A 22,435-nucleotide genomic window follows, 5' to 3' on the forward strand; every position below is an offset into this window, starting at 1 on the left:
GGTCAGGGCGCGACGCGGGGGGCGATGGCGGCCAGCGAGCAGTCGTGGTGGGGCCGGCACTGCACGGCGAGCGTGATGGCGCGGTCCTCGGCACCGCCGCCGTGCTTCTTCCAGGCGATCTTCTGCTTGCCGTTGACGGTGACGACGTAGACGTACGCCTGGGTGATCGCTGACGGGTCGTCCGCCAGGGCCTGCTTGAACGTGCTCGGGAAGTGGCCCTCGGGGGCCGTGCCGGTGGCGTGCTGGTCCTGGTCGGTCATACGCGACCACAGCACCGGATCGGGAACCTGGCCGGAGACGGAGGTCCAGTCGGCGTACTTCGCCTCGCCGGTCATCCACGCCTGCATGCCGTCGAGTTGCTGGCTACGGCTGGTATTCCGGGTATCGTAGGACCACAGCATCTTTGCGGCGGCCTTGGCGTAGGCGACCGGCTCGGCGGTACGCGGCGGCTTCGGCACCGACCCGGTCTTCGCCGGGCGGTCTGGCGCGGGCGCGGGTGGAGACGAACTGCTCGTCGGTGTGGGGCGGTCCGGGTGCTGCTCGCTGCGGCCGGTAAGGAAGGCGGCGCCGGCGGCGATGGCCAGCAGTACGGTCAGGGCGAGGGCGACGATCGCGATGCGTCGGTTAGCTGGCCAGCCGAAGCCGTACGCGGATCGGGGCGAGGGGGGCTTGGGCATCAGTGGATCTGCGACCCCAGCGAGCTGAAGAAGGCCACGATTCCGTTCGCGGCGCCAAGACCGAGGGCGGCACCGGCGGAGACGGTGGCGCCCTTCTTGCCGTTCGCCTCGGCCTGGTGGCCGCCGGAGTGATGGCCCCAGGCCCATACGCCGAGCGAGACGGCGAGGGCGCCGACTACGGCGATGATGCCGAAGAGGTTGATGCTGTTGACGACGGACTTCAGGACGGAGAGGCCGGGCAGGCCACCGCCCTGCGGTGTGATGCCAGGGTTGTAGGCGAGGTAGACGACCCCGCGGTCTACGAGTGACGTGGTGATGGCAAAGCTCCTTGCATGCGCCGGCTCGGTGAGGCCCGGCCCGGCGGGAAGGGGAGAAGAAAGAAGGGGGAGAGGTGCCGCGCTCCGGGGGAGGAGAGGCGACGAGTCAGGCAGGCGGCGTCAGAGGACGCGGCGGGCGGCGAGAATCGTCCAGTCCGTGATCGGCGTGATCCGGACCGGCTTGGTGGTCCTGGGAGCCTCGATGACGAGGCCGTCGCCCATGAACATGCCGACGTGCTCGGGCCGGGAGGCAGTGCCGCGGCTGAAGATCAGGTCGCCTGGGCGGAGGCGATTGGCGGAGACGGCCTTGCCCTCGTGGACCTGCGTGTACGTGGTGCGGGTGAGCTTCACGTCGGCGTGGGCGTACGCCTTCTCCATCAGCGAGCTGCAGTCGCAGCGGCCCATCGGATCGGGGCCGCGGGGGTTGGTGCAGTAGCCACCCCACTGATACGGCGTGCCGAGCTGCTGCATGGCCCATCCAATGGCCCTGCGAGCCCTGGGGTCGGCACCCTTGGGGGTCTTGTAGCCCTTCGGGACCTTGCCTTCGGGGATGGGGCCCCAGCTGGAACCGTCCTTGCCCGGGACGCACGCCGAGGAGGCGCCGGATGACGCGCCCTTGGTGTTTTTGCCCTGGGCGGAGTGGAGGAGCGACGCGGCGATGGCCTTGTCCAGTGCGGTAGCCAGGCTTTCCCACTTGGCGTACGCCTCGGGGAAGCCGGACGCCTGGACGGCTTGGGCAGCCTGGGCGACGGTCAGCTGCTGCCAGCCGTGCACCTTCTCCAGCGCCTTGTAGAACTTCGTCGTGGCGTAGACGGGGTCGTGGAGCTGTTGTGCGGTGCCCCAGCCCTGGCTGGGCCGCTGCTGGAACAGTCCGACCGAGTCTCGGTCGCCGCTGTCCAGGTTGCGCAGACGTGATTCCTGCATCGCGGTGGCCAGGGCGACGACCTGGCCACGGGGCGACACGTTGAGGCTGATGCCGGTGGTGACGATGGTCTGAGCGTTGGGAATCTGTGTCGCGGGCAGCGTGAGGTCCTTGATGTGGACGTGCTTGCTGTCCGCGCCGTCGAGGATCTTGGTGATCTTCTTCGTGGCCGCGTCGGTGTTGCCACCGGTGGGGAGGCAGTCGCCGAACTGGCCGGTGTTCTGGGCGGCTTGGCTGGCGGTGGCCATCATCGTGGCCGTGCCGAAGAGGAGAACGGGGGAGAGGACGACGACGCCGAGGCAGGCGGCGAGCGCCTTCAACCCGTGCGGCCCGCTCGCAGATCACCGTTTTCGGGCAGGGGTGGGCAGCGAGAGGTCATGAAGGGGTCCTTCGGGTGCGGTTCCGGCGTGCCGCGTGCGCCTGGGGTGGTGGAAGGGTGCGGCGGCCGGGGTGGGCGGTTGAGGTGGTGGTCGGCTTTGGCGAGTTGCCGCTCGCAGTGCCGGCCAGGAGGCGAGCTAGGGGTGCCGGGGCAGGGGGAACCTCCGTGAGGCAGGGTGGGGGATCAGCCAGCGGCGGTGTGCGCCGGGCAGTTCAAAAACAGTAGGTCCAGATCGGCAGTTGACCAAAAAGTCGACGGGAGGGGGCGGAATCCGACCCCTCAGTACGTCACTTCTTGGTCGTCGGCGAATTCGCCTCTACAGTTTTGGGACTCCCCTCGCCTCCCGCTCGTAGCCCTGGGCTTCTGTATGCCCAATTTCGGCTCGCGGGGACTTACACGTGCGACGGGGAGCTATCCCACCTCAAGCTCCCACACGAATCGGGGTTCCTCTTTGCCCTTTTCCCTTCACCAGGGCGACGCCCTCAGCGTCCTCGCTGATCTTCCGGACGACTGCGTCGACTCCGTCATCACCGACCCGCCGTACAACAGCGGCGGGCGCACGGCGAAGGAACGCACCACCCGCAGCGCGAAGCAGAAGTACACCTCAGCCGATGCCGGCCACGACCTCGCCGACTTCACCGGCGAGAACATGGACCAGCGCAGTTACGGCTTCTGGCTGACGCAGATCATGACCGAGGCACACCGGCTGACCAAGACGGGCGGCACCGCCCTGCTGTTCACCGACTGGCGCCAGCTCCCCATCACCACCGACGCGATCCAGGCAGCCGGCTGGCTGTGGCGCGGTGTGCTGGCCTGGCACAAGCCCCAGGCCAGGCCGCAGAAGGGGCGCTTCACCCAGAACTGCGAGTTCATCGTCTGGGCTAGCAACGGTCCCATCGATGCTTCCCGTAACCCGGTCTACCTGCCAGGGCTGTACTCAGCCTCGCAGCCGTCGGGCAAACAGCGCCAGCACATCACGCAAAAGCCCGTCGAGGTGATGCGCGAGCTGGTCAAGATCAGCCCCGAGGGCGGCACGGTGCTCGACTTCTGCGCCGGCTCCGGCTCCACGGGGGTGGCGGCCCTGCTGGAAGGCCGCGACTTCATCGGCGTAGAGAAGACGCACCACTACGCCTCGATCGCGGCCGACCGTTTGACGGAGACAATCCGCACAACCCTCAACCAGGACGACGTGACGCTCACCGCCTGACACCACAACGGCACGACCTGCGGCGGAATTTTGCACCCTTCGCGGACCTGGCGGCACCCCATAGCCCTGCCGACACTCCGAGGGCGGAATTGCTCACCACACTTCCCGCTTCCCCATTTCCATGGCTCGTAGGAGGCCATTCCTTTCATGCCTGAATCCGTAGAACCCCCTGTCGACGGGGAGTTGGAACCGGTCCGCATTCCAGATGCCCAATTGGAGGGGATAGAGGCCAGCGTCCGACGGCTGATGGAGCAGTCGGCCCAGCAGGCCCAACAGCTCGATCACCTTTCCTCCACCCCGGCCACCGGGGGCGCCTCTCCGTTCGCGGCGTTCGGCCTGCCGGCGCCCGGCGGACCGGTCCCGGCAGCGCCGCCGGAGCCCCAACCCATCCTGGAACTGGAGGGCGAGGCGTACGAGGACGAACTCGACGGCCTCTCGGACTGGGTGGATGACTTCCTCCTGCCCGCCTACGGGACGGAGGTCACCACGGCGACCCCCTGGTGCCTGCAGTGGCAGGAGCACACCGACGTCGTCGCTTGGCTTCATGCCCTGTGGCTCGCCTACCAGCAGCACAAGGACCCCGAAGCGGGCCCGTCCGGGATGCTCGTATGGCACCGGGACTTCCTGACCCACACCATCGCCGCGATCCGCTCGCCAGGCGGTCCGCTGTCGGCGTGCATGACCTCCCCGGACCGACCCACGCACCGGGTGCTTCCCGGACCTCCGCCATCGGCGCGAGCCGAGAAGACGACAGAGGCCGAGCCGGAGCCATCCGCGTCCGGTGAGCACGAGCTGACGTCATGACCCGGGGGCAGAATCAGCCGGCCTTCGGCCTGAGCTTCGATCCTCGTGCCCTCACTGACCTCCTCCAAGCCCCCACCGACATCCGCGACCTCACCCTCGCGTACCTGCAAGAAGTGGTGAACGCGGAACGATTCGGGCTCCGGCTCACGGGTGACTTGGAGGGCTACCGCAAACTCTTTGTCGACTCCCGGAAGGACTGGCGCGTCGTCTACGGCCTCCGCCCGGCGCCCGAGACATCCAACTACCGACAGGAGATCCACGTCGTCGCTGTCCGGCCGCGGGCCGGCAACGACGTCTACGACACCGTTGGACGCCGCCTGGGGATGACCAGCCGGCCGCTGAGCGCGCGCACCCACGCGGCCCGCTCCAGCTCCCCGCAGCTCACGACCCGCCCGGCGCCCATGCCGTCCGCGATCCCGGGCTTGCCCCACCTCCCACAGGCACCCTCGCACCATCACGCACGCTGAATACACGGAGCCTTGCCTATGCCTCCTGATCCCGCGCCGGTACCCGCCCGGCGCGCGGTCTCCCAGCTCGACCACCGCATCGAGTCCAGCACCGGCCACGACGTCGATGCCCTGCGAGCCCACCGCGACCGCGGCGTTCTCGACGAGCCGCACGCCTGCCTGGTCGACCGACACCGCGAACTGGCCCAGGCCGAGACCGCTGTGACCTTCTACCGCACCCTCCTCCACCGCTTGACCAGCGGGGAGTTCCAGGTCGATGGAGCCCTGTTCGAGCGCATCAAGAGAGCCGTGGAACAGCTGGAGAACGCCGCCGACGAACGCGACGCCGCCGCTCCGCAGGTGATCGCCGCGCTGGAGCCGATCGAGTCCGCCGCCCGCACGTCGCCAGCGGCCAATAGGGAGCCGATCCCAGCCGCCGACCAGGCAGCGCTGCTGGCCATCATCGGCGGCGCCAAGCTCTACCAGCACCTCCACACCGGGCGTATCTCGGCAACTACTGCCCTCAGGCATCCGCATCCCCTATCCCGAGCTGGAGCGGCTCGAATCCGCCGGGCTGATCTCACGGGACACCAGTCATCCCCTCCACGCCGGCCAGCCGCTCGCCCTGACCGAGGCCGGGCGCACCGCGCTGGTCTCCGCCAGGCACATGCCGGCGACCGAGGCGGCCACGAGGGCTGCCCGGCCGGGCGCGTGGCCCGCCGCCTCAGCACATCGGCGCTGAACCGCGCCGAGCGCCCATCGAAAGGCTCTATGTCAGCTACCGAATCGACCCCACCTGACGACCGAAGTCGGCGCACGCCTGAACTGGATCTCCGGCTAGACGGCTTCGATGCCGACGAGAAGACCGCCGAAGAGTTCTTCCACCACATTGGCGTGAACGAGGACTACCTCGTCCCGCTAGCCGAGCACCACACTGCAGATGGCATCCACAGCTTCCACGTCGCGCACGACTCCTCGGCCACCTGGGACTACCCAGGCATCTCGCAGTACGTCGCTCTCCATCTCCAACGCGATCTTGAGTCGCACACGTTCCGCTTCGAGCACGCCACCTTGCCACTCCCCGCGATGGCACAGTCCTGGCTAATCCACCGCGGCTGCCCACCGCAGTCGATAGGACTCAACCGCGAGCTGGGCCCACAGCCTGTGGACGAGGCGACACGCACTCTGGAGCGACGGCTCATGGGGGACGGAGATCGCTTCGCACTCGGGTACTCCTACACCCGGGACGACCCAGGCGACCCAGTCATCGTGGTGGCGTTGCGTGACCTGGACGAGCAGGCACCGTCCGAGTTCCGCGTCGTAGCCGAGGAACTCGATTTCAACGCGTGGACCTACAGCCTGCGCGAGGGCGGCTTCGACACGGTCGAAGAAGCCCTCCAGTGGTGCGACGACCGGCTCAGTGGCACGGCAGGACCACTCCCACCCGTCAGGCCGGCCGCCACGTCATTTGTCCACTCGGCTCCCGTACCGAAGGCACCTGCTCCCGGCCCGCCGGGCCGATCACGCTGAGCCTCAAACCGCCCATGCGCGGCGCAACATAGCCGACGATCGCCGGTTGGCCAAACCGGCGATTCTCCGGACTCTTATATAGCCGCCGGGACGACAGATCTGGCCGCCTCTCCGCGCATTCCCCCTTACGTAAGGAGGCTTATTTCGCATGCGCTCAACCCGAATTGCGGTATCCGCCGCGATGCTCGGCGTTCTCGCCCTGCCGATTACCTCGGCGGCGGTGGCCAAGGCCGCCTCAGCTTCTGCGGCGAGTAGTTCCCAGGTCGCCCGGCCATGTGACCGGCCTGGCCCGTGGGTGATCGGCACGAAGGCCGTGACCGTCCGATCGAAGGCGTCGTCGAAGTCGACCTCCCTCGGGGTTCTGTACCGCGGCCACAAGTTCACCGTCCACAAGTCTCGTGGCAACTGGCACTACATCACCGACACGACCACCGGTGAAAGGGGCTGGGTATCCGGCACCTACGTCTACCGGCAGGTCTACATGTGCCTCGACTGATTTAGCCGCCTCCGTACACCCCCTCGCTACCTCCCTTCAACTGTTAGGAAATCTCCTTGCGACTTTCCCGCATTGCCGCTGCCGCAGCTGTGACCGCAGCCATCGCCCTGCCTGCCGTCACCGCTCCGGCCGCCAACGCCGCAGCCCCGGCGTCTTTCGCTGCCTCTGCCTCGTGTGACAAGTCCGGGCCGTACAAGGTCCACGCCAGCGCCGTGACCATCCGCTCCAAGGCGTCGTCGAAGTCGACCGCCGTCGGGGTTCTCTACAAGAGCCACAAGTTCACCGTCCACAAGGTGACCAAGTCCGGCTGGTGGGTCTACATCACGGACAAGAAGACCGGCGTAAAGGGCTGGGTCTCCGGTGTCTACGTCTACCCGACCGTCTACACCTGCCTCCACTAAAAGGCCACACCACGCCGCGCCGTCAATGGCTATCGGCTACCTCTCACGGAACCGCCGCAGATGAAAGGAGTCCGTTGTGCTTGACGGCGTAGAAGACGTCATGGGCGTCATCACCGAGCATGTCGAAGCCCGCTTCGATATGAACTTCGCGGAACTGCAGAAGGCTGTCGCTGCGGCTCCACAGGCCAACCGTGAGGCCACAGAGATCGTCCGCTGGCACGGCATGCTCGCAGAGTCCCAGAAAGCACTGGAAAGGGCTGAGGACGAACTCGTTGCCGTGCTCGAAGCCCAGCCGGTTGAACTCGACGATCGATCCATGGCAATGGCTCACCGAGTGAATATGGCCGTGACCGCGAGGAACGGGCGAGCCATGGTCGTGCAGTGGCTCCTCGACCCCACCGCGTACGGAAAGCAGGGCCTGGCCGCAGAACGGCTGGCCCGCCTCAGCCGCGGGGCCCGGCAGGGCCCGGCCGTGCAGACCAGCGCGCCACTCCGGCCAGCGAATGCACCGGAACCGGCATCGGGACGAAGGTTCCTGCGGTGAGCGTCCGACTCAAGCCCAGCACCCTGGACGGCCGGCTGGAGCAGGTCTTCGACGCTCCCATCGCCGACCTGTACGCGACAGCCGCCAGTCCGCACGCCCCCGCCGCGGTGACCCGCGCCATGGAGCTGCGTTCGTTCCTCGCCCTGGCCGAGGAACAGGTCGTCCGTGTGCGCGACCGAGTCCGCCACGCCATGGCAGCCGCGCGGGACATGGACGAGCTGTCCGCGGGTGACCTGCGGTTTGACGCGCAGTGGCTGGAGGCCGCGCTCGATGCCCGCAACGGCTACCGAGCCGCACTTGATGACCTGCTGCGCACCATGCCGACTGCTGTCCAGCAGCCCCGGCCCGTCCGCATGGCACAACCGGTGGCCACCGCCACCCTCCCCACCGCCGCCCCGGCACCGCAGCGTGCCGGGGCGGCCCGGGCCCGACTGTGAAAGCCACCGATTGCCTGACCACATCACGTCACCCGAGATAGCCGGACAGATCCAGGACCTGTACGGCGCACCGCTGGCCGACCTGGAGGCATACAGCCAGGACCAGCCGCCCGGCATGCTCGCCGCCCTTCTCGGCATGCACTGCGACCTCGCCGTCGCCGAGCAGAGCATCACCGTCCACCGCGACCGCCTCGCCCAACTCGTCCACCCGGAGCGGCAGATCGGCGGACCTGAGGTGTCGCACGTTCTCGACTGCGCCCGACGGCTCGCCGAAGCAGTCGCTGTGCGTGACCTCCAGGCCAAGACGGCTTCCGCCGTCCTCCAGAGCCTCGGTCGCGTCACCCCGGCCCCGGGGCGCGCCGCCTCACCCGAGCCGGCACCCGCTCCCGTGCCAGCCCTGCCCGCTTCACCCGTCCCGGCCGCGAGCCCTGCTCCAAGCCGCTGACCCACGGGCTCCGTTCACTCACCCAGGAAGTTCCTCCATTGGCTACCACCGGTCTGCCCTCCGACACCGACGCCGATATCGCCCGCGTCTCCGAGGCCCTGGCCATGATCACTCCGCGATGGCACGTGCGGATCCTGCTGGCGCTGGGCCGTCCGCTGCGCTACAGCGAAGTCGCGGACAAGGTTGCGTGGCTGCAAAACGGCCAGCTCCATCCCCGGCTTCAGTCCCTGTGCGAAGCCGGCCTCGTCCAGCGCACCGAGCACACCCCGCGGCACGTCACCTACGGCCACACCGATCGCGGCGCCGCCCTGCTGCCGGTACTGCCGCTGATCGTCACCTGGGCGGAGGAACATCTGGAGAAGGCAGACCGGCCGCTGCCCGCGATCGAGCAGATCGAGGACAGCCTCACCCTCCTCACCCGGCGCCACGCCGCCGCGATCCTGTGGGTGCTGAAGTCCCGCGGGCAGACCGGCGGTCGGACCCTGGCCAAGATGGTCATGCCCGACAGCGACTGGACCAACGTCTACCCGCCCCTGAGGCAGCTCGTGGCTGACGGCTTGGTCGACACCGCCGGCATCGGGAAGCCCTACCGCCTGTCCGGTGCCGGCGACGCTCTCGGGCCTGTCTTCGGCGCTCTGTCCGCGTGGTCGGCCGGGCAGCCCCTCACCCAGGCTGCCCGGCACCCGCTCTGGGGACGCCCGGACACCGCGCCCGCTCCGAAGACGTGGGTCAGCAACCAGTCGCGGCTACCGGCCCCAACCGCCACGCCCGCACCCAGCACGAACGGCCATATCTCCTCACTGACGTGGCAGCACCGCGACCTGTTCTCCCATGCCACACCCGCTCGTTCGGGGGGAGCACTCGCGGCGGGAGGTCCGCGCCGATGAACAGCTCCCCCTCCACGGCCACCATGCCGGACGCCTGCTCGGCGCTTTCCTATCCGGCCCTGATCCGCCTGATCTCCGAGATCGACGACAACGGACCCATACCCCTGCGCCGACTGGCCAGCACCCTCGCTGATCTCTCCGAGTACCGCCTTCGCAGGGCCGCCGATCTGGCCCGCGACCTCGGCCTCGTCCACGTCCGGCCGGGAGGCCGCCTCGAACTGACCACATCCGGATCGGAGTTGGCGGACCTCTACGACGCGGCAGCACGGTGGGCCCGCCGCCACGCCTATCCGAGCGCCGCCTCCGACTTCACCCACCGCATCCAGAGCGCCCTCGCACTCCTGGCCGCGGCACCCGCCCTCACTGAGGAGCGCGGCCTCTGTGGTCCAACAGCCGACTCCCAGCTGACCGCGGACGCTCACGCCGACTTGACCGGGGCACGTGATCTGCTGGATCAGTGGCTGGCCGCGAACCAGGCCGTCCAGCTCGGCGCGTCCCAGTCCGCCGAGTGACGGGCCCCACCGTCTGGCCCCGGCAGCCCGGCACAACCGCTCCGACCTTGCTGCGTGGCGTCTATCTGCCCCGGGCGGCCGACGGCGCCGCGTTCGCGATGACCACCTACGGCATTCCCCTCCTCGTCCTGGCCACTACCGGGTCTGCGGGGCTGACGGGGTTGGCCTTCGCACTGGAATGGCTGCCCCGGCTGGGCACCTTCGTGGTGGCCGGCACTCTCGTCGACCGCCACGGCACCGCATGCGTCTTCCGCGCCGCGTGCGTCCTGCGGGCCCTGGTCGTCCTCACTGCTGCGCTCCTGCTGACGGTCCATGATGCCGGGGCGCTCGCGGCGGTGATCGTCATGGTGCTCGCCCCGGTATCTGGCGTCCTCACCGAGTTCAGTTACGTCGCCGCCGAGACCGCCGGCGGCGAGGCGAGCCGAACAGCCGGAGGCCGGGCGCACCGAGTGCAGTCCTTTCTGCTGGGGATCGACCAGAGTGCCATGCTCGCCGGACCTGTGGTGTCGGGCCTGCTGTTGGAGCACGGCGGCCCGGCAGTGATGCTCAGCACTCTCGCGGGCTTCTCGCTCCTCGCCGCCGCCCTCAGCCCCCGCCAGCGCTCGCACCCGATCGGTGCTATGTCGGAGAAGAGCGGGCTCGGGGCCGGCTGGCGGACGCTGCGTTCGCTGCCGGCGCTCGCTTGGCTAGTCGGTGGCCTGCTCGTTTCCAATGTGGCCATCGGCCTTCTCCAGGCGGCTATGCCGGTGATCGTGGTCAATGAGCTCGGGCGTTCCAAGTCCGACGCCGGACTCATCTGGTCCGCCGCAGCCGTCGCCTCCCTGCTCGCCGTCACCGCAGCCCGCCGGGCGATCGACCGCTGGGGCCTGTGGCCGGTGGGCACCGCCTCCGCCGCCATCGCAGCCACGGCAACCCTCGCCGTCGCCCAGGCCGACTCCTACCGCGGCTACCTCCTGCTGATCGCAGCCCTGATGGCCGGCGAAGGCGGCCTCACCGTCGTCCTGCGCACCATGCGCTCCCACCTCATCCCACGCGACGTCTTCGGCAGCACCCTCGCGGTGACGATCCTGCTGCTCCTGCTGCCCTTCCCCGCAGCCGGACTCCTCGTCGCGGCGGTTCCGCCCTCCCAGCTCGGACACGCCGTCACCGTTGCTGCCCTCCTGCAAGCCCTCGGTCTCGCGACCGCCTTCACCCGGCTGCGCACGCTGCCCGCCGCATCTTCTTGACCCGCGGCGAAGAGAGGAGTCACCGCTCATGCCCACCATCACGCAGGACCGACTGCCGGGCCTTCGCCGTTCCTCGACAATCACCGACCGGTTCCGTGCCTTCGATGCCCAGCACCCCTGGATCTACCGCGTCTTGGAGCAGCTCGTGGAGGAGAGGCTCGGCGCGGGGGCGAAGAAGGTCGGGATGAAGGCGCTGTTCGAGGCTCTGCGATGGCGCCACCCGCACGAGGTCAGGGGTCTCAACAACGACTACACCGCCCTATACGCGAGACGGCTGCTCGCTGAGCACCCGCAGTGGGCATCCGTGATCGAGATCCGCCGCCGGCGCAGCCCGTGAACACCCCATCCCATCACCCGACCCTGTCCTGACCTTCGAGGAGTCTGTTCTTGTCCGACCGTCCTGTCGCCCTGGGCGTCGCCGCAGCCGACACGGAGGGGCAGGCCGGTCGCGTGAGTCCGACAGTCGCCTCGGCCCGGCGCAGCCGGGGCCTGCTGACCGGCTACTTCCTCGGCATGGGAGTGGTGATGGCCATCTGGGGCGCCCGGATGCCGGCCGTACAGCAAGCCGCCCACCTGACCACCGCACAGCTGGCTCTGGTGCTGCTGGCCGCCGCTCTCGGCATGGTCGCCGGACTGAAATTCGGAGGCCGTCTCGCCCTTCCCGGGCGGCTTCCCACCCTGCTCACCGGCGGAGCCGTCGGCCTCGCCGGCTGCCTTGCCCTCCTGGGGCAGTGCCACAGCCTTGCCTCCCTGCTTGTGGCGGCGTTGGCCTTCGGGGCCACCCACGGCGTACTGGACGTCGCCGCCAACGCAGCGGCGGTGCGCTGCCAGTACGCGTATGGCCGGTCGATCATGTCCGGCTTCCACGCCGCTTACTCCCTTGGCGCTCTCGGCGGCGCCGCCCTGACCGCCGCCACCGCCCACACCACGCGCACCAGCCTCTTCCTCGTAACCGGCCTGGCTGTGGCAGTGGTTGCGCTCGGCGCCGCACCTGCGACCCAGACCTTGAGCGGTGCCGATCAACCGACGACGCCCACCTGCCGCGGGACCGACGACCGCCGACCGCCGCTGTCCTCCGCGAAGTTGTGGCTTCTGGGGGCGCTGGCTGCGGGATCGCTGTTGGGTGAGGGGGCAGCCGCCGACTGGGCCGCTGTCCACCTGCACAGCCTGCATGCGACAACGGCCGTAAGCGCCACCGCATTCGCCTTCTACAGCGCCGCCATGGCCCTCGGACGCCTGACCGGGGACCGTCTCCACACCGTCTTCGGCGCCCCAGCCGTGATTCGGGCCGGCGCGATGCTCGCCGCGGCCGGGCTTGCCACCGGCGTCCTAGCTGCCAGTGTGCCGTGGGCGCTGGCTGGATGGGCGGTCTTCGGACTCGGCCTGTCCACCACCGTCCCCTCACTGATCACCGCGGCCGGAACCGGTGGCCCCACGGCTGTGGCCACGGTTGCCGTCATCGGCTACGTGGGCCTGCTGGCCGGCCCCGCCCTCATCGGCGCCCTCGCCAGCGCCACTGCCCTGCCCGCGGCCCTGCTGCTGCCCGCCCTGCTCGCCGCCGCCGTTGCCGCCCTGTCCCATCGCGCTCTGGAGAACATCGTCCCGTGCCCCGCACCACCACGCACACCGGCCCCGACGCCGTAATCCTCGACTACAACGGCGTGCTAGGCGTCCAGCCCACCACCACCCAGTGGCTCCGCCTCGCCCACACCGCCACCTGGGAGGCAGACCTCGCCGCTTTCCAGAACGCCTTTTGGAGCGCGCGTCCCCTCTACGACGCCGGCCAGCTCAGCGACCAGGCGTACTGGACTCAGGTCCTCGGCTTCCATCCCAGCAGGCGCCTGCTGCACGAACTACGTGTCGCGGACACCAACATGTGGATCACCACCGACGACCGCGTCCTGAGCGTCCTGCACCGCGCCCACCAGACAGGACTGCCGATGGTGCTCCTGTCGAACGCGCCCGCCCATCTCAGCGACGTGCTCGACACCCACGACTGGCGCCGACTGATGACCCACGCCCTGTACTCGGCCCGGCTGGACGTGTGCAAACCCGACCCCGCCACCTACCAACACGCCCTGCACACCCTCGGAGCCGTCCAGCCGGGGCGCGTGCTCTTCGTGGACGACCGTGCCGACAACTGCAGCGCCGCCCACCGACTGGGACTGCGCACGCTGCACTACACCGGCCAGCCTGCCGACCTCGAAGCGGCCATGCTGCCCGCCGACTGACCCGCCTCCACCCTCAACCTCTCAGGATCCCGTGGCACCCCCCGATCACCCTCCCACCCTCGACGGTGACGTTTTCGTCTCCCCGCGCTACCTCGCCGGATCCAGCGGATTCGGCGACCCCGGCTTCGCACCGGTCGCCGCCTGGCCGCACCACCACCTGGACGATGGCCCGTGTCAGCTCGTCGTGACCTCTCCGGACCACCGCATCCGGATCGGCTGGTTCGGCGACGACCACGACCTGTGGAAGATCACCGCTTCCGAGGACGCTGCCTCCATGCCGCGCTGGACGGCGACCTTCAACCAGAACATTCCCGCTGAGATCGTCGCCGGCCTTACCACTGCCCTGGCCCGCGACTGGGCCGACAGCACAGACCCCTTCCTCGCACGCCCGTCGATCTACTGGTCCGACAGCATCCGGCCGCTGCTCACAGCCGGTTGGAAGCACGGAGCTGCCGAACGAGGCACAGTGGAGATCATCGCCCCCGACGGGCAGGCGGGAGCCCTCATTGACGTTCGCCGCCATGACGCGGACGACGAGACAACGACTCTGTGGGCCGGACCTCCCGGCTGGGGTACCCGTGCGGAAGCACACTTCACCGCCCGCACCCCGTCGTACCTGATCGCGGCCACTGCCGCCGCGCTGGCCGACCCTTCCCCCGTCCCCCGCTACAAGCACGGCCTTGATCCCCAGCTCGCTGCTCTGGCCCAGCTCACCCCCGTACGACCGCCCAAGCCTGCGGCACCGACCCCGCTGGAAGTCCGGAGAGCCGCCCCTAGCCGACCGGCCGCCCTCCCCACCTCCAGCGTCCCGCGCTGGACCACCACCAGCCGCCCTGCCCTGCCCGGACCGCGCCGCTGACGAGGCTGTTCCCGCAGACCTTGGAGGAGCCGCCGACACCGACCAGCCCTTGAGACCCCCGCTTCTGACTGGAGCCGCCTATTACCGAGACACCTGACGTCAAGATCAGCAGAGATGTGTTCGGCATCGTCGATGCCGACGGCGGAGACGACCTTGCCGTCCAGTTGCTCGGGCGTGCCGGCTTCCTCCGGTCGACGTGGAACGACCGGACCGTGTATCACCTGCCTTTGAACATCGGCGAACAGCGCGAGAACGCAATGGCCAGTGAGGCGGCGCAAATGCTCACCGCCGCTGGCTACACCGTGGAACTCGACCCGGCCCTCCGCGTGCCCGAGGCAGCTAACGATGCGGACCCGCAGGACAGCCACAGCGCCGGGTCGCAGATACGGGTCCTGACCGACCGGATGCTCGGAGCCGACAGCTATGTCCGCGCCGAGTACCACGCCAATCAGGTGCTGCACCCGGACTTCGGCGTGATGGCGCGGCTCAGCGAGTTCTTCAAGGCCGCGGCCGAGCAGGCCCAGGCGTCCGGCAGCGAGGAGGGCTCGGAGCTGCACCACCGGTTCACGGAGGCCGCCACCACGCTCACCGCGCTCGGTGAAGAGCTGGCGGACGCCCCCGAGAGGCTCAGGGAACTCGGCCCTCCCAAGCCGCACAGGCGCGACCGCGTTTCCCACTACAACGCCACCACACCAACCGCCCGGGTGCGCGCGCTCCGCTCCGCCTGCATCTCCCGCCCTCCCCCCGGCGCCACCATCGCTAGCAAACTGGAGGTCCGTATGCCCCTGTACGCCCGTGAGTTCTTCACCGAGCTTGGAATACCCTTCGCCAACAGCAGCGTCGTCGGGAACACGTACTACGCGACGCCCATCCCCGGCGATCCGCGGCGGCTGCGGATCGAGTTCTCCCCAACCATGCGTGCGTTTACCTACGGCGGACTGCGCGTCCAGGTCATCCATCCGCACACGGGCGAAGTCGATGCCACGGTCCTGACATTCAGCGACCATGAGACCTTCCTCCGCCGCGATCGGATCGAGAGCGATCGGCCCGGCTACAGCCAACACGGCACATTTGATAAGTACCACCGTGCTGGGGAAATGCCCTGGCAGGGTGCCGAGTTCGACGGCCTGCGCCGCGCCATCGAGCAGTACAGCCAGGTGTGGTTTCCCGGCGCGTGGGCTACGGCGACGCCCTCTCGCAGCCCTGGCCGGACCGTTCACCAGGTCCCGACCCCGCCGGCTTCCCACACAGCGAGTCGCACCCGTTGAGCCGCCGCATGGCCGAATGACCGCCTCGAACAGCAGGCCCCGGAACTAATTTCCGGGGCCTGCCGCGTACGGCCGCTACTGCTCGTGGACCCGGCCCAGATGCCACGTCTCCAGGAGATCCACGCCAACCTCGTCGACTGCCTCCAGGAGGCCCGGGACCAGGGCTGGCTTGGCGAGGTGGCCGCCATCGAGACCACCATGGCCGCCGCAGCGCAGAAGCTGGAGGCCATGCGCGAGCGTGCAGCGCAACCGTCCACCGTCCACCTGGGCATGCCCGACTTACGCACCACCGCCGGCAGACTCACCCCTGTCAGGGAGGAGTGACGGCCATCCATGAACCTGGTCCGCCGGTGGTAGCCGCGCGACAGGCTGTGCGCCTACCACGGGTCCAGCCAAGGTACGTGCAAAACGGGCTATGAGATGATCTTGAAGGTCGATTCACTGTCAGCCGGTCCGGAGGGCGGCGAAGGCGGCCTGTGCTGCTTCGGCGGTTGCCGGGTACGCCTGGCGCTTCTCGTGTTCGGCGAGCGCCCGGTAGATGCTGGCCAGGCCGGGGTTCTGGCCCTTGCGCTTGCCGGTAGGGATGATCAGGTCGATCTGTTCGACGAACTCGTCCGCCGCCCGGCGCCGTCACACCTCGGAGGGGTACACCTTCGGCGTCCGGCACTTGCCACCCATCCGCCGCCGGTGCGAAGCGGCGACGTTCCCGACATGCTGCCGTCCGGAGCCGACATACCTGTCGCCACACGTGTCGCAGCGCGAGTGGTAGACCTTCGAGCGGGGCAGGGCGTCGGGCTCGCGGTTGGACGTGATCGCCTTGAACAGCAGCTTCAACAGGTTCATCGTCGTCGTTCTCCTCGTCTGGGTGGCCCCGACCCTTGCCGGGGCCATCACATCGTTCCGTAGGGGTCCAGCCAAGGTGAGGCCAAAAGCCGCCACGGGATGATCTTGAAGTCCTGGTAGGGGTCAGGCGATGACGAAGGGGATGAACGCCACCTCGGCACGGGGAGCACTGCCCGGATCTCCGCTGCCCCGGACAAAGAAACCCCACTGCCGGTCCTCGTCAGCTCTGCTGGAGTCGAAGGACTCGCACTGCGGGTGGGAACGGATCGCGGCGATAGTGTCGGTGATCCGGGCATCCGGGTCCTTCTCCCGGTAGAACATCAGCAGAGACGTCCGGCGGCCGCCGTTGTCCGTGTACCTGAGCAGCTGGTCCAGCGCGTCGGTGACCGACTTCGGCCCGGTGTAGAACTTGCACTCGGAGATCGACACGTTGCGGTCTCCGACTCGGATCAGGATGTCCGTCTTGCCCTTGCCGTTCAGGGTCTCGCCCGTGGACTGCCCTTCAAAGTAGGCGTTGAGGGCGACGAGCAGCACGTCTCGCAGCCGCTCCTCAGGCATGTCGGAGGTCAGGAGGCCCAACCGCTCCATCGCGTTGCGGGCACCCCGCAGAAGCCTGAGGGATTCCGCGTACGCCCTGGCGTCGTGCCGCGCCACCTCGGGCCGCCATTCGCCGACCGGCAGGATCTGGAGGGTCGGGCTGACCTGGTAGCCGTCCCGGGCCAGCGCGGCTGTGACCTTCGCCAGCGTCCCGTCCCAGCCGTAGGAGCCGGTGCACTCATCCAGCATGCCCTCGAACGCGCGCAGGGCCCGTTGTACCTGCCCCTCGTCGGTCCAGTCAACGCCTTCGGCGAAGGAGCTGAAGACCTGCTTGCGGGCTCCACCCGAGCGAGTCTGCGCGGCCTCCACGGGAGAGAAGCCCTCACCTGTCCAGCATGCTCGCAGGGGACTCAGCTCGATGATGGAGCTGAGCTCCCAGAAGAGCCGGCGCGTCCGGGCGCTGACTATCTCGACAGCTGTATCCATCGGGCCAGGTTAAGAGCCTGAACCGTGTCGGTGACGACGTTTCAGGTACATCGCTCTCTGTACGTGGAGGATCCATCGGAGGAGAGCGCCGGCACGCCCGACGACACTCAGCTCTCCAACTTCTCCACCACTACTTTCCGTGGTGGAGAAGGGAGTCAGCCGGTTTAGGGCGGTGCTGGGCTAGTTCGGATAAGCCTGCGTCCGCTGTCCCTCCTGCGCCCCGATCCTGCCCAGCGGGGTCGGCTCGTGGAGATCCGCGACAACCTGATCGCCCGCATCTCCGAGGCCGAGGGGGAAGGCTGGCTCGGCGAGGTCGAGGGCCTCAAGGTCAGCCTCGCCGGCGCCCAGGACAAACTTGCCCAGCTCGATGCCCAGCAAGAGAGCAGGCCAGCGGTGGTCCACATCGGTCTGATTGCAACTCACCCCCCAACGACTCCCAGAAGCCCGTGATGCTGTCCATCCCGCGACGGCCCACTGCTCGACCCGAACCAAAAGAGTTGATCAAAGCCATATTGCACCGTCTTCCCCGGATGTCGGCAGTTAGCGCAGTACAACGCCAGCATCTCGCCCACATGGCCTAGCAACTTCTGCGGCCTTGTCGATTACGAATTAGACTTCATAGCCGAGACGAAAAATGGCAGGTATTTAAGAAACCGGAGAACTCATGACCGCGTCGACCGATGGTAGAGGTCTCGGGAAATACGTGAATAGACTTCCCGGTGGTTTGCTACGAGCCTTGGTCAGTGGGCGCTGGTTACCGATTATCGGTGCAGGCATGAGCCTCAATGCGGACACGGAGGATGGGCGACATCCTCCCAATTGGACGCAGTTGGGCGAGGAGCTTGGGAGTGAGTTGGAGCGCGCGGGCACACACGCCCAAAAGACGTTCATGAGCGCCATCGAGCCCGTCAGTTCCTATGCTGATCTTTACGGCCGCGCAAAGCTGATTGAGCGGCTACACGAACTTCTCTTGGTGGATGATGTCACGCCGGGAAAGGTGCACCAAGCCTTCGCGCAGCTTCCTTTCGATATCGTGGTCACCACGAATTTCGACTTTCTACTCGAGAAAGGATATATGGAGCAGCGTCGACCTTATACCCCCCTCATTGGTGAATCACAACTGTCGGTGCAACGCCCCTCCGATGCCACCTACCTTTTGAAGTTCCACGGCGACTTGAATCATCCTGATCAGCTCATCGCAACGGAGGAGGACTACGACGGATTCGTCCGCCGCCACCCCCTACTGGCAACCTATCTTTCGTGGTACTTGCTCACCCGAGAGCCTGTATTCATTGGCTACAGCCTGGACGATCCAGACTTGCGCGAGATCCTCTCGCTGCTTCGTGAACGCCTTGGGAGAATGGTCCGTCCCGCCTGGGCCATCCTCCCGACCGACCCCCATGACGAAGCACCAAAGTTCCTCCGCCGGGGAATCAAAGCCATCGTCTTGAACAGGCACTCGGAAGCAGATCCTTCACAGGTACTAGAAGACTTCTTTGGAGAACTTAGAAATGCCTGGGAGGATGAGATCACATCTCAGCTCAAGGCACGGACCGACGCCACTACTGCCGAACTCCGGCGTCCTCCGATTGCTCCGCAGCTTGCGCTGTTTGTCGCGAGTCGGCCCCTGCTTAGCCTCTACCGTGACTACGTATTCCCAGTCGCGCGACAAGCAGGGCTGTTGACTCTGGGGATCGACGATGTGCGCGCCCAGGACACTGCAATGAAACCCATGGCAATAGACATGGCCATCCAAAGGGCGGCTGTCGTGGTATACGACGAGGGCCGAGGATCTCTACCGCTCGACTATATTGAGAGTCGTCGCGGCCGCAAGAATTCGGTATTGAAGGTATCTGCACCAAATAAACCCGGAATTGCTGAGATTTCGGAGCCAGACACAGAACGCACAGAGCGCCCACGGGAGATGGAGATCTGGGAAGAATCATTCATCAGGCCGCTACAGGAAAGGATCGCTGAAATTGCCCGAGCCTCAATGCCAGGGCCGGTCGAATTGGATGAACAGTTGAACGTCCTGGCGCGATCCGATCAGAATGACCGACTCCTATTGACATGTCTGGCTCTACTGGAAAGGGAGATGCGTGACAAACAGCCGGAGGAACTGCCGTCGGTTGTCTCAATGGGGGGCCCGATAGCTCATCTTCGTCGGCATTTCGGCGATAAAGAGTATACTCTCGTGATGCAAGCAGTTCGCTTGCGCCATGATTTGATGCAAAACCTTCTCGTGGAGCCTGCTGAGCTCAAGACAGCTGCGGCGGCGTTGTATGACGTGGTAAAGAAGCGGCTCGACCTAAGCCAAACCTCCACCGAAACATAGCGGCGTTGAGATTAGTTCAGAGAAGATACCAGCCCGAAGGTGATGTGGAGTCTCGTGATGGCGGCCATGCCTCCATGCCACCTCTGAGAGTGATCGCATTCCGGAGCCCGACTGACCAGCATCGATGCCATCCGTGAATGTCGCCCAGGAAGGCGCTGCTCCGGCGAGGACGGGCTGAAGCTTGCAACCGGGCTGGCCAGGCGTTGGCCGTCGCGAAGAAGCGGACATCGGTCAGTTGCGGGGTCTCGCTTGTGGGTGAGGGGCGGTGGCCAGCGAGCTAGCCGTACCCCTTTCCGAGTTCCAGCGCGGGCATGAGTATCGCGGCGGCGTCGCAGTCGTGGCAGGCTCGCGCACCTGGCCGCATCAGCGCGTCGAGCGCTTCCATCGCGTCCAGCTCCGTCCCCCCGCCGCCCGACTTCCGGCAGCCGGCGGCGTGCACGACCGTTCCGCCCCGCCGCTCGGGATCTGGCCGTACTACCCATCCCGACGGTGTGGGCGGGGGGAGTTCTGCCGGGAGCCGGTGCGTCGGAACGGAGGACAAGTCCACTCCCTCGATCGGCTGGAGCGGGTCGGCTGTGACCCAGACCCTGTATTCCGCTGCCTCCACACCAGCTGGTGTTGCTACCCAGGACGGCACCCCGATGAGATAGCGCCACGGGTGGGGCCCCCGTGTCTCACGCCGCTCGTGAAGGCGCACGCGTACGGTCTGCCCGTCAGGCAAGGTCAGGGAGATCTCGGCCGACCGGGTTCTGGCCGGCGGCTGGTCCTTGGCGTTGCTGCCCATCTACGGCGCTCCGGACTCCAGCTGCCTCGCCCATCCGCACAGAGTTACCCGCTCGCCGCATCCCGCATCGCGCGACGACCAGTGTGGGTGCCACCACACCTGCACTGACAGCTTCAGCAGGCGCCGCCGCAGCACAGTCGTCCCCCCTTGTCGCGCTGGATCGGCGAGGGCCCGGTACGTACGGTCCCAGGCGCATTGCGCGGCGAGAAGGTCCTCGGGGATGGAGCGGCGTCGCATGCAAGATATTGCATCTCATGTTCGATTTATGGCGCATCCGTACAGGTGGGGCGGCTGGTCTGCCTACGGAAGGCTCCATCGACGAGGCGCCGCCCCACGACGAAGCCCCCAGAATCCGCAGATTCTGGGGGCTTCGTCGTGGGGCGGCGCTTGCCGTGCACGTCTCGGCGGTAAGCGGCCCTCGGCTCAGGTTGGCGTTCGCGCCGTTCTATCGGGCTCGGAAGATCACCGCCAGCAGTCGCTCTGCACGCGCCCTGATCTGTGGGTCCGGGTGCGCCAGGGCTACGGCGAACAGCACCGTCAGCACGGCTAGGAGTGAGCTGGAGGAGGTCGCGAACTGCAGATTGAGTCCCATGCGGCAAGACCGTACTAGAGTCTGCTTTGTCACTAATTTACCCATTTAAGGGCGCCGGGTTAAGTTATATGCGTCAACGTCAAGAGGCTTGCTGGTCAGGCGCGTTGAGAGGTTTCGCCGCCCTGTGGGGGCCTTCTAATTGCCCCGATTTCGCTGTGGTGGACGTCACATTATTCCGGAGCTGTGTGCTGGTGAGCACGCAATGTGCAACGCCCTCGGACCCACCTGCCGCGGAGCGCCGGCGGCTGGAGTGCCATCACCCTGGCGCCTGACCCACGGCGCCGATCACTACGGCCGACAGGTAGTTCTGGCGCCGCACTCTAGGCCCTGGCGGACGACCCGTCACGCCGTCTTTGCCGCGCTAGGCTGCCGCAGTGAACGAGTCCTCCGCGCTGCCCGGCGACCCCTCCGAGCTGCACCTGCGCATCTCCTACGACGACGGACTCTGCGACACCCCGCAGGCAGACACGCTGGAGCGGTGGGAAGTGGCTGTCCTCCACCCCGGCGCCGTACGCATCACGGCGGTGAGGACCCGGCGGCGACCGGTGATTGCGTCCAGGCGGACTGTCCCTCGTGCACCGTGGAGGACGTTGCGATCGGGGCGCTGACCTTCTACCGGGTGCATTTCGACCGCGGGCGGAATGCCTACTGGGCCATGGAGGAGGAATCCGAGGACCTGTACGAGACCGCGCAGGTGCTACTCGACCAGCAGGCCGGCTCGTTCAGCGAAGAGGTCAGCGAGAGGTTGGAGTACATCGGCGCGGACCTGCTCGTCATGGACCGGGTGACCCTTGACCGGCAGTGGCGAGGCCATGGCCTGGCCGTCATCTTGGCCACCGAGGCGATCCACCGGCTCATGCCCGGCTGCCGGGCCATCGCCTGCGCACCCGGCATCACCGACCTCAGCAGCCACCGCCTCAAAGACCGCGCCGAGTGGGACCGCGTGACCGCGAAGATCGCCCATGGGCGGGAGCGCATCGGGTTTCGCCTGTACCGCGACGGAATCTATCTCCTCTCGCCCGCCTCGCAGGACCTGGAGGAGCAGCGCGGCGAACTGCGGGGGCGGCTCGTGGAACTCGGCGCAGCCTGGAGAGCCGCCACGTCCTGACTGCCGCTGCGGCGTGGACGAGAGAGCCGTCACGTCACAACGCGGGGCACCTGAGGGGCACCGGTCGCCCAGTCCGAACCTCCAGTGGCTCCGGCGGCGGACCGGTGCGCCCTGCGCCTCTGGCGGTACCCGCGCGGTGAGGCGATTCTGTCCGGCACCAGG

29 protein-coding genes are annotated in these 22,435 nt (G+C 67.5%); 21 read left to right on the forward strand and 8 right to left on the reverse strand.

The window, feature by feature from the left end; all coding sequences use genetic code 11:
- Nucleotides 1–2 precede the first annotated feature (2 nt).
- From BKA18_RS27555 to BKA18_RS27565, 3 genes are all read right to left on the reverse strand, one after another.
- Nucleotides 3–677: a hypothetical protein gene (locus BKA18_RS27555; RefSeq protein ID WP_366046466.1), complete on the reverse strand. Its 675-nt coding sequence runs from the start codon at nt 675–677 to the stop codon at nt 3–5.
- Nucleotides 677–994, reverse strand: a complete 318-nt coding sequence (locus tag BKA18_RS27560; protein ID WP_109893083.1) for a DUF6112 family protein — start codon at nt 992–994, stop codon at nt 677–679. The genes BKA18_RS27555 and BKA18_RS27560 overlap by 1 nt, the downstream gene beginning before the upstream one ends.
- A 120-nt stretch (nt 995–1,114) precedes the next feature.
- Entirely contained in the window at nt 1,115–2,236 is a 1,122-nt protein-coding gene (locus BKA18_RS27565) for a C40 family peptidase (protein WP_366046467.1), read from the reverse strand.
- Nucleotides 2,237–2,746: 510 nt separating this feature from the next.
- On the opposite strand from BKA18_RS27565, the gene BKA18_RS27570 reads away from it, so the two are divergent.
- From BKA18_RS27570 to BKA18_RS27655, 18 genes are all read left to right on the forward strand, one after another.
- Nucleotides 2,747–3,502: a DNA-methyltransferase gene (locus BKA18_RS27570; protein ID WP_366046468.1), complete on the forward strand. Its 756-nt coding sequence runs from the start codon at nt 2,747–2,749 to the stop codon at nt 3,500–3,502.
- Nucleotides 3,503–3,748: 246 nt separating this feature from the next.
- Nucleotides 3,749–4,306, forward strand: coding sequence for a DUF4913 domain-containing protein (locus tag BKA18_RS27575; RefSeq protein ID WP_366046640.1), 558 nt, complete (start codon nt 3,749–3,751; stop codon nt 4,304–4,306).
- Complete coding sequence (locus BKA18_RS27580) at nt 4,303–4,773, forward strand: hypothetical protein (RefSeq protein ID WP_366046469.1); 471 nt, start codon at nt 4,303–4,305, stop codon at nt 4,771–4,773. Before BKA18_RS27575 ends, BKA18_RS27580 begins: the two co-directional genes overlap by 4 nt.
- Nucleotides 4,774–4,791: 18 nt before the next feature.
- Nucleotides 4,792–6,282: a hypothetical protein gene (locus tag BKA18_RS27585; protein WP_366046470.1), complete on the forward strand. Its 1,491-nt coding sequence runs from the start codon at nt 4,792–4,794 to the stop codon at nt 6,280–6,282.
- A 148-nt stretch (nt 6,283–6,430) separates the two neighbouring features.
- Complete coding sequence (locus BKA18_RS27590) at nt 6,431–6,778, forward strand: SH3 domain-containing protein (RefSeq protein ID WP_366046471.1); 348 nt, start codon at nt 6,431–6,433, stop codon at nt 6,776–6,778.
- Nucleotides 6,779–6,834: 56 nt separating this feature from the next.
- Nucleotides 6,835–7,179: an SH3 domain-containing protein gene (locus BKA18_RS27595; protein WP_350254638.1), complete on the forward strand. Its 345-nt coding sequence runs from the start codon at nt 6,835–6,837 to the stop codon at nt 7,177–7,179.
- A gap of 76 nt (nt 7,180–7,255) precedes the next feature.
- Nucleotides 7,256–7,723 (forward strand): hypothetical protein, encoded by a 468-nt coding sequence (locus tag BKA18_RS27600; RefSeq protein ID WP_366046472.1) that lies wholly within the window; start codon nt 7,256–7,258, stop codon nt 7,721–7,723.
- On the forward strand, nt 7,720–8,160 hold the full coding sequence (locus tag BKA18_RS27605) for a hypothetical protein (protein ID WP_366046473.1): 441 nt from the start codon (nt 7,720–7,722) through the stop codon (nt 8,158–8,160). The genes BKA18_RS27600 and BKA18_RS27605 overlap by 4 nt, the downstream gene beginning before the upstream one ends.
- 10 nt (nt 8,161–8,170) lie before the next feature.
- The gene (locus BKA18_RS27610) at nt 8,171–8,605 is read left to right on the forward strand and encodes a hypothetical protein (protein WP_366046474.1); all 435 of its coding nucleotides are present in this window, start codon (nt 8,171–8,173) and stop codon (nt 8,603–8,605) included.
- 38 nt (nt 8,606–8,643) lie between these two features.
- Nucleotides 8,644–9,492 carry a winged helix-turn-helix transcriptional regulator gene (locus BKA18_RS27615; RefSeq protein ID WP_366046475.1) on the forward strand — a complete coding sequence of 283 codons (849 nt, stop codon included), beginning with the start codon at nt 8,644–8,646 and terminating at the stop codon, nt 9,490–9,492.
- Nucleotides 9,489–10,004, forward strand: a complete 516-nt coding sequence (locus BKA18_RS27620; protein ID WP_366046476.1) for a hypothetical protein — start codon at nt 9,489–9,491, stop codon at nt 10,002–10,004. Before BKA18_RS27615 ends, BKA18_RS27620 begins: the two co-directional genes overlap by 4 nt.
- Nucleotides 10,001–11,230, forward strand: a complete 1,230-nt coding sequence (locus BKA18_RS27625) for an MFS transporter (RefSeq protein WP_366046477.1) — start codon at nt 10,001–10,003, stop codon at nt 11,228–11,230. Before BKA18_RS27620 ends, BKA18_RS27625 begins: the two co-directional genes overlap by 4 nt.
- Before the next feature lie 28 nt (nt 11,231–11,258).
- Nucleotides 11,259–11,567, forward strand: coding sequence for a hypothetical protein (locus tag BKA18_RS27630; RefSeq protein WP_366046478.1), 309 nt, complete (start codon nt 11,259–11,261; stop codon nt 11,565–11,567).
- Between the two features lie 176 nt (nt 11,568–11,743).
- The gene (locus BKA18_RS27635) at nt 11,744–12,874 is read left to right on the forward strand and encodes an MFS transporter (RefSeq protein WP_429638777.1); all 1,131 of its coding nucleotides are present in this window, start codon (nt 11,744–11,746) and stop codon (nt 12,872–12,874) included.
- Nucleotides 12,835–13,461, forward strand: coding sequence for an HAD-IA family hydrolase (locus BKA18_RS27640; protein ID WP_366046479.1), 627 nt, complete (start codon nt 12,835–12,837; stop codon nt 13,459–13,461). The genes BKA18_RS27635 and BKA18_RS27640 overlap by 40 nt, the downstream gene beginning before the upstream one ends.
- 31 nt (nt 13,462–13,492) lie before the next feature.
- The gene (locus tag BKA18_RS27645) at nt 13,493–14,320 is read left to right on the forward strand and encodes an SPDY domain-containing protein (RefSeq protein ID WP_366046480.1); all 828 of its coding nucleotides are present in this window, start codon (nt 13,493–13,495) and stop codon (nt 14,318–14,320) included.
- A 116-nt stretch (nt 14,321–14,436) separates the two neighbouring features.
- Nucleotides 14,437–15,588, forward strand: coding sequence for a hypothetical protein (locus tag BKA18_RS27650; protein WP_366046482.1), 1,152 nt, complete (start codon nt 14,437–14,439; stop codon nt 15,586–15,588).
- Nucleotides 15,589–15,687: 99 nt separating this feature from the next.
- Nucleotides 15,688–15,912: a hypothetical protein gene (locus BKA18_RS27655; RefSeq protein ID WP_366046483.1), complete on the forward strand. Its 225-nt coding sequence runs from the start codon at nt 15,688–15,690 to the stop codon at nt 15,910–15,912.
- Between the two features lie 306 nt (nt 15,913–16,218).
- On the opposite strand, the gene BKA18_RS27660 is transcribed toward BKA18_RS27655, so the two are convergent.
- Both BKA18_RS27660 and BKA18_RS27665 read right to left on the reverse strand, forming a co-directional pair.
- On the reverse strand, nt 16,219–16,431 hold the full coding sequence (locus BKA18_RS27660) for a hypothetical protein (protein ID WP_366046484.1): 213 nt from the start codon (nt 16,429–16,431) through the stop codon (nt 16,219–16,221).
- Nucleotides 16,432–16,554: 123 nt separating this feature from the next.
- Nucleotides 16,555–17,454: a hypothetical protein gene (locus BKA18_RS27665; protein ID WP_366046485.1), complete on the reverse strand. Its 900-nt coding sequence runs from the start codon at nt 17,452–17,454 to the stop codon at nt 16,555–16,557.
- A gap of 246 nt (nt 17,455–17,700) precedes the next feature.
- Between BKA18_RS27665 and BKA18_RS27670 the strand changes: the two genes are divergently transcribed.
- Nucleotides 17,701–17,904, forward strand: coding sequence for a hypothetical protein (locus BKA18_RS27670; protein ID WP_366046486.1), 204 nt, complete (start codon nt 17,701–17,703; stop codon nt 17,902–17,904).
- 439 nt (nt 17,905–18,343) lie between these two features.
- Nucleotides 18,344–19,789, forward strand: coding sequence for an SIR2 family NAD-dependent protein deacylase (locus BKA18_RS27675; protein WP_366046487.1), 1,446 nt, complete (start codon nt 18,344–18,346; stop codon nt 19,787–19,789).
- A gap of 277 nt (nt 19,790–20,066) precedes the next feature.
- Here BKA18_RS27675 and BKA18_RS27680 read toward each other — a convergent pair whose 3' ends face one another.
- The 3 genes from BKA18_RS27680 to BKA18_RS27685 form a co-directional block, all read right to left on the reverse strand.
- Nucleotides 20,067–20,573 (reverse strand): DUF6233 domain-containing protein, encoded by a 507-nt coding sequence (locus BKA18_RS27680; protein WP_366046488.1) that lies wholly within the window; start codon nt 20,571–20,573, stop codon nt 20,067–20,069.
- Nucleotides 20,574–20,810 carry a hypothetical protein gene (locus BKA18_RS36605; protein ID WP_488169144.1) on the reverse strand — a complete coding sequence of 79 codons (237 nt, stop codon included), beginning with the start codon at nt 20,808–20,810 and terminating at the stop codon, nt 20,574–20,576.
- 208 nt (nt 20,811–21,018) lie between these two features.
- Entirely contained in the window at nt 21,019–21,165 is a 147-nt protein-coding gene (locus tag BKA18_RS27685) for a hypothetical protein (protein WP_366046489.1), read from the reverse strand.
- A gap of 580 nt (nt 21,166–21,745) precedes the next feature.
- Between BKA18_RS27685 and BKA18_RS27690 the strand changes: the two genes are divergently transcribed.
- Nucleotides 21,746–22,273 carry a hypothetical protein gene (locus BKA18_RS27690; protein WP_366046490.1) on the forward strand — a complete coding sequence of 176 codons (528 nt, stop codon included), beginning with the start codon at nt 21,746–21,748 and terminating at the stop codon, nt 22,271–22,273.
- Nucleotides 22,274–22,435 lie beyond the last annotated feature (162 nt).

The organism is Streptomyces auratus (assembly GCF_050433025.1).
GTDB lineage: Bacteria > Actinomycetota > Actinomycetes > Streptomycetales > Streptomycetaceae > Streptomyces > Streptomyces sioyaensis.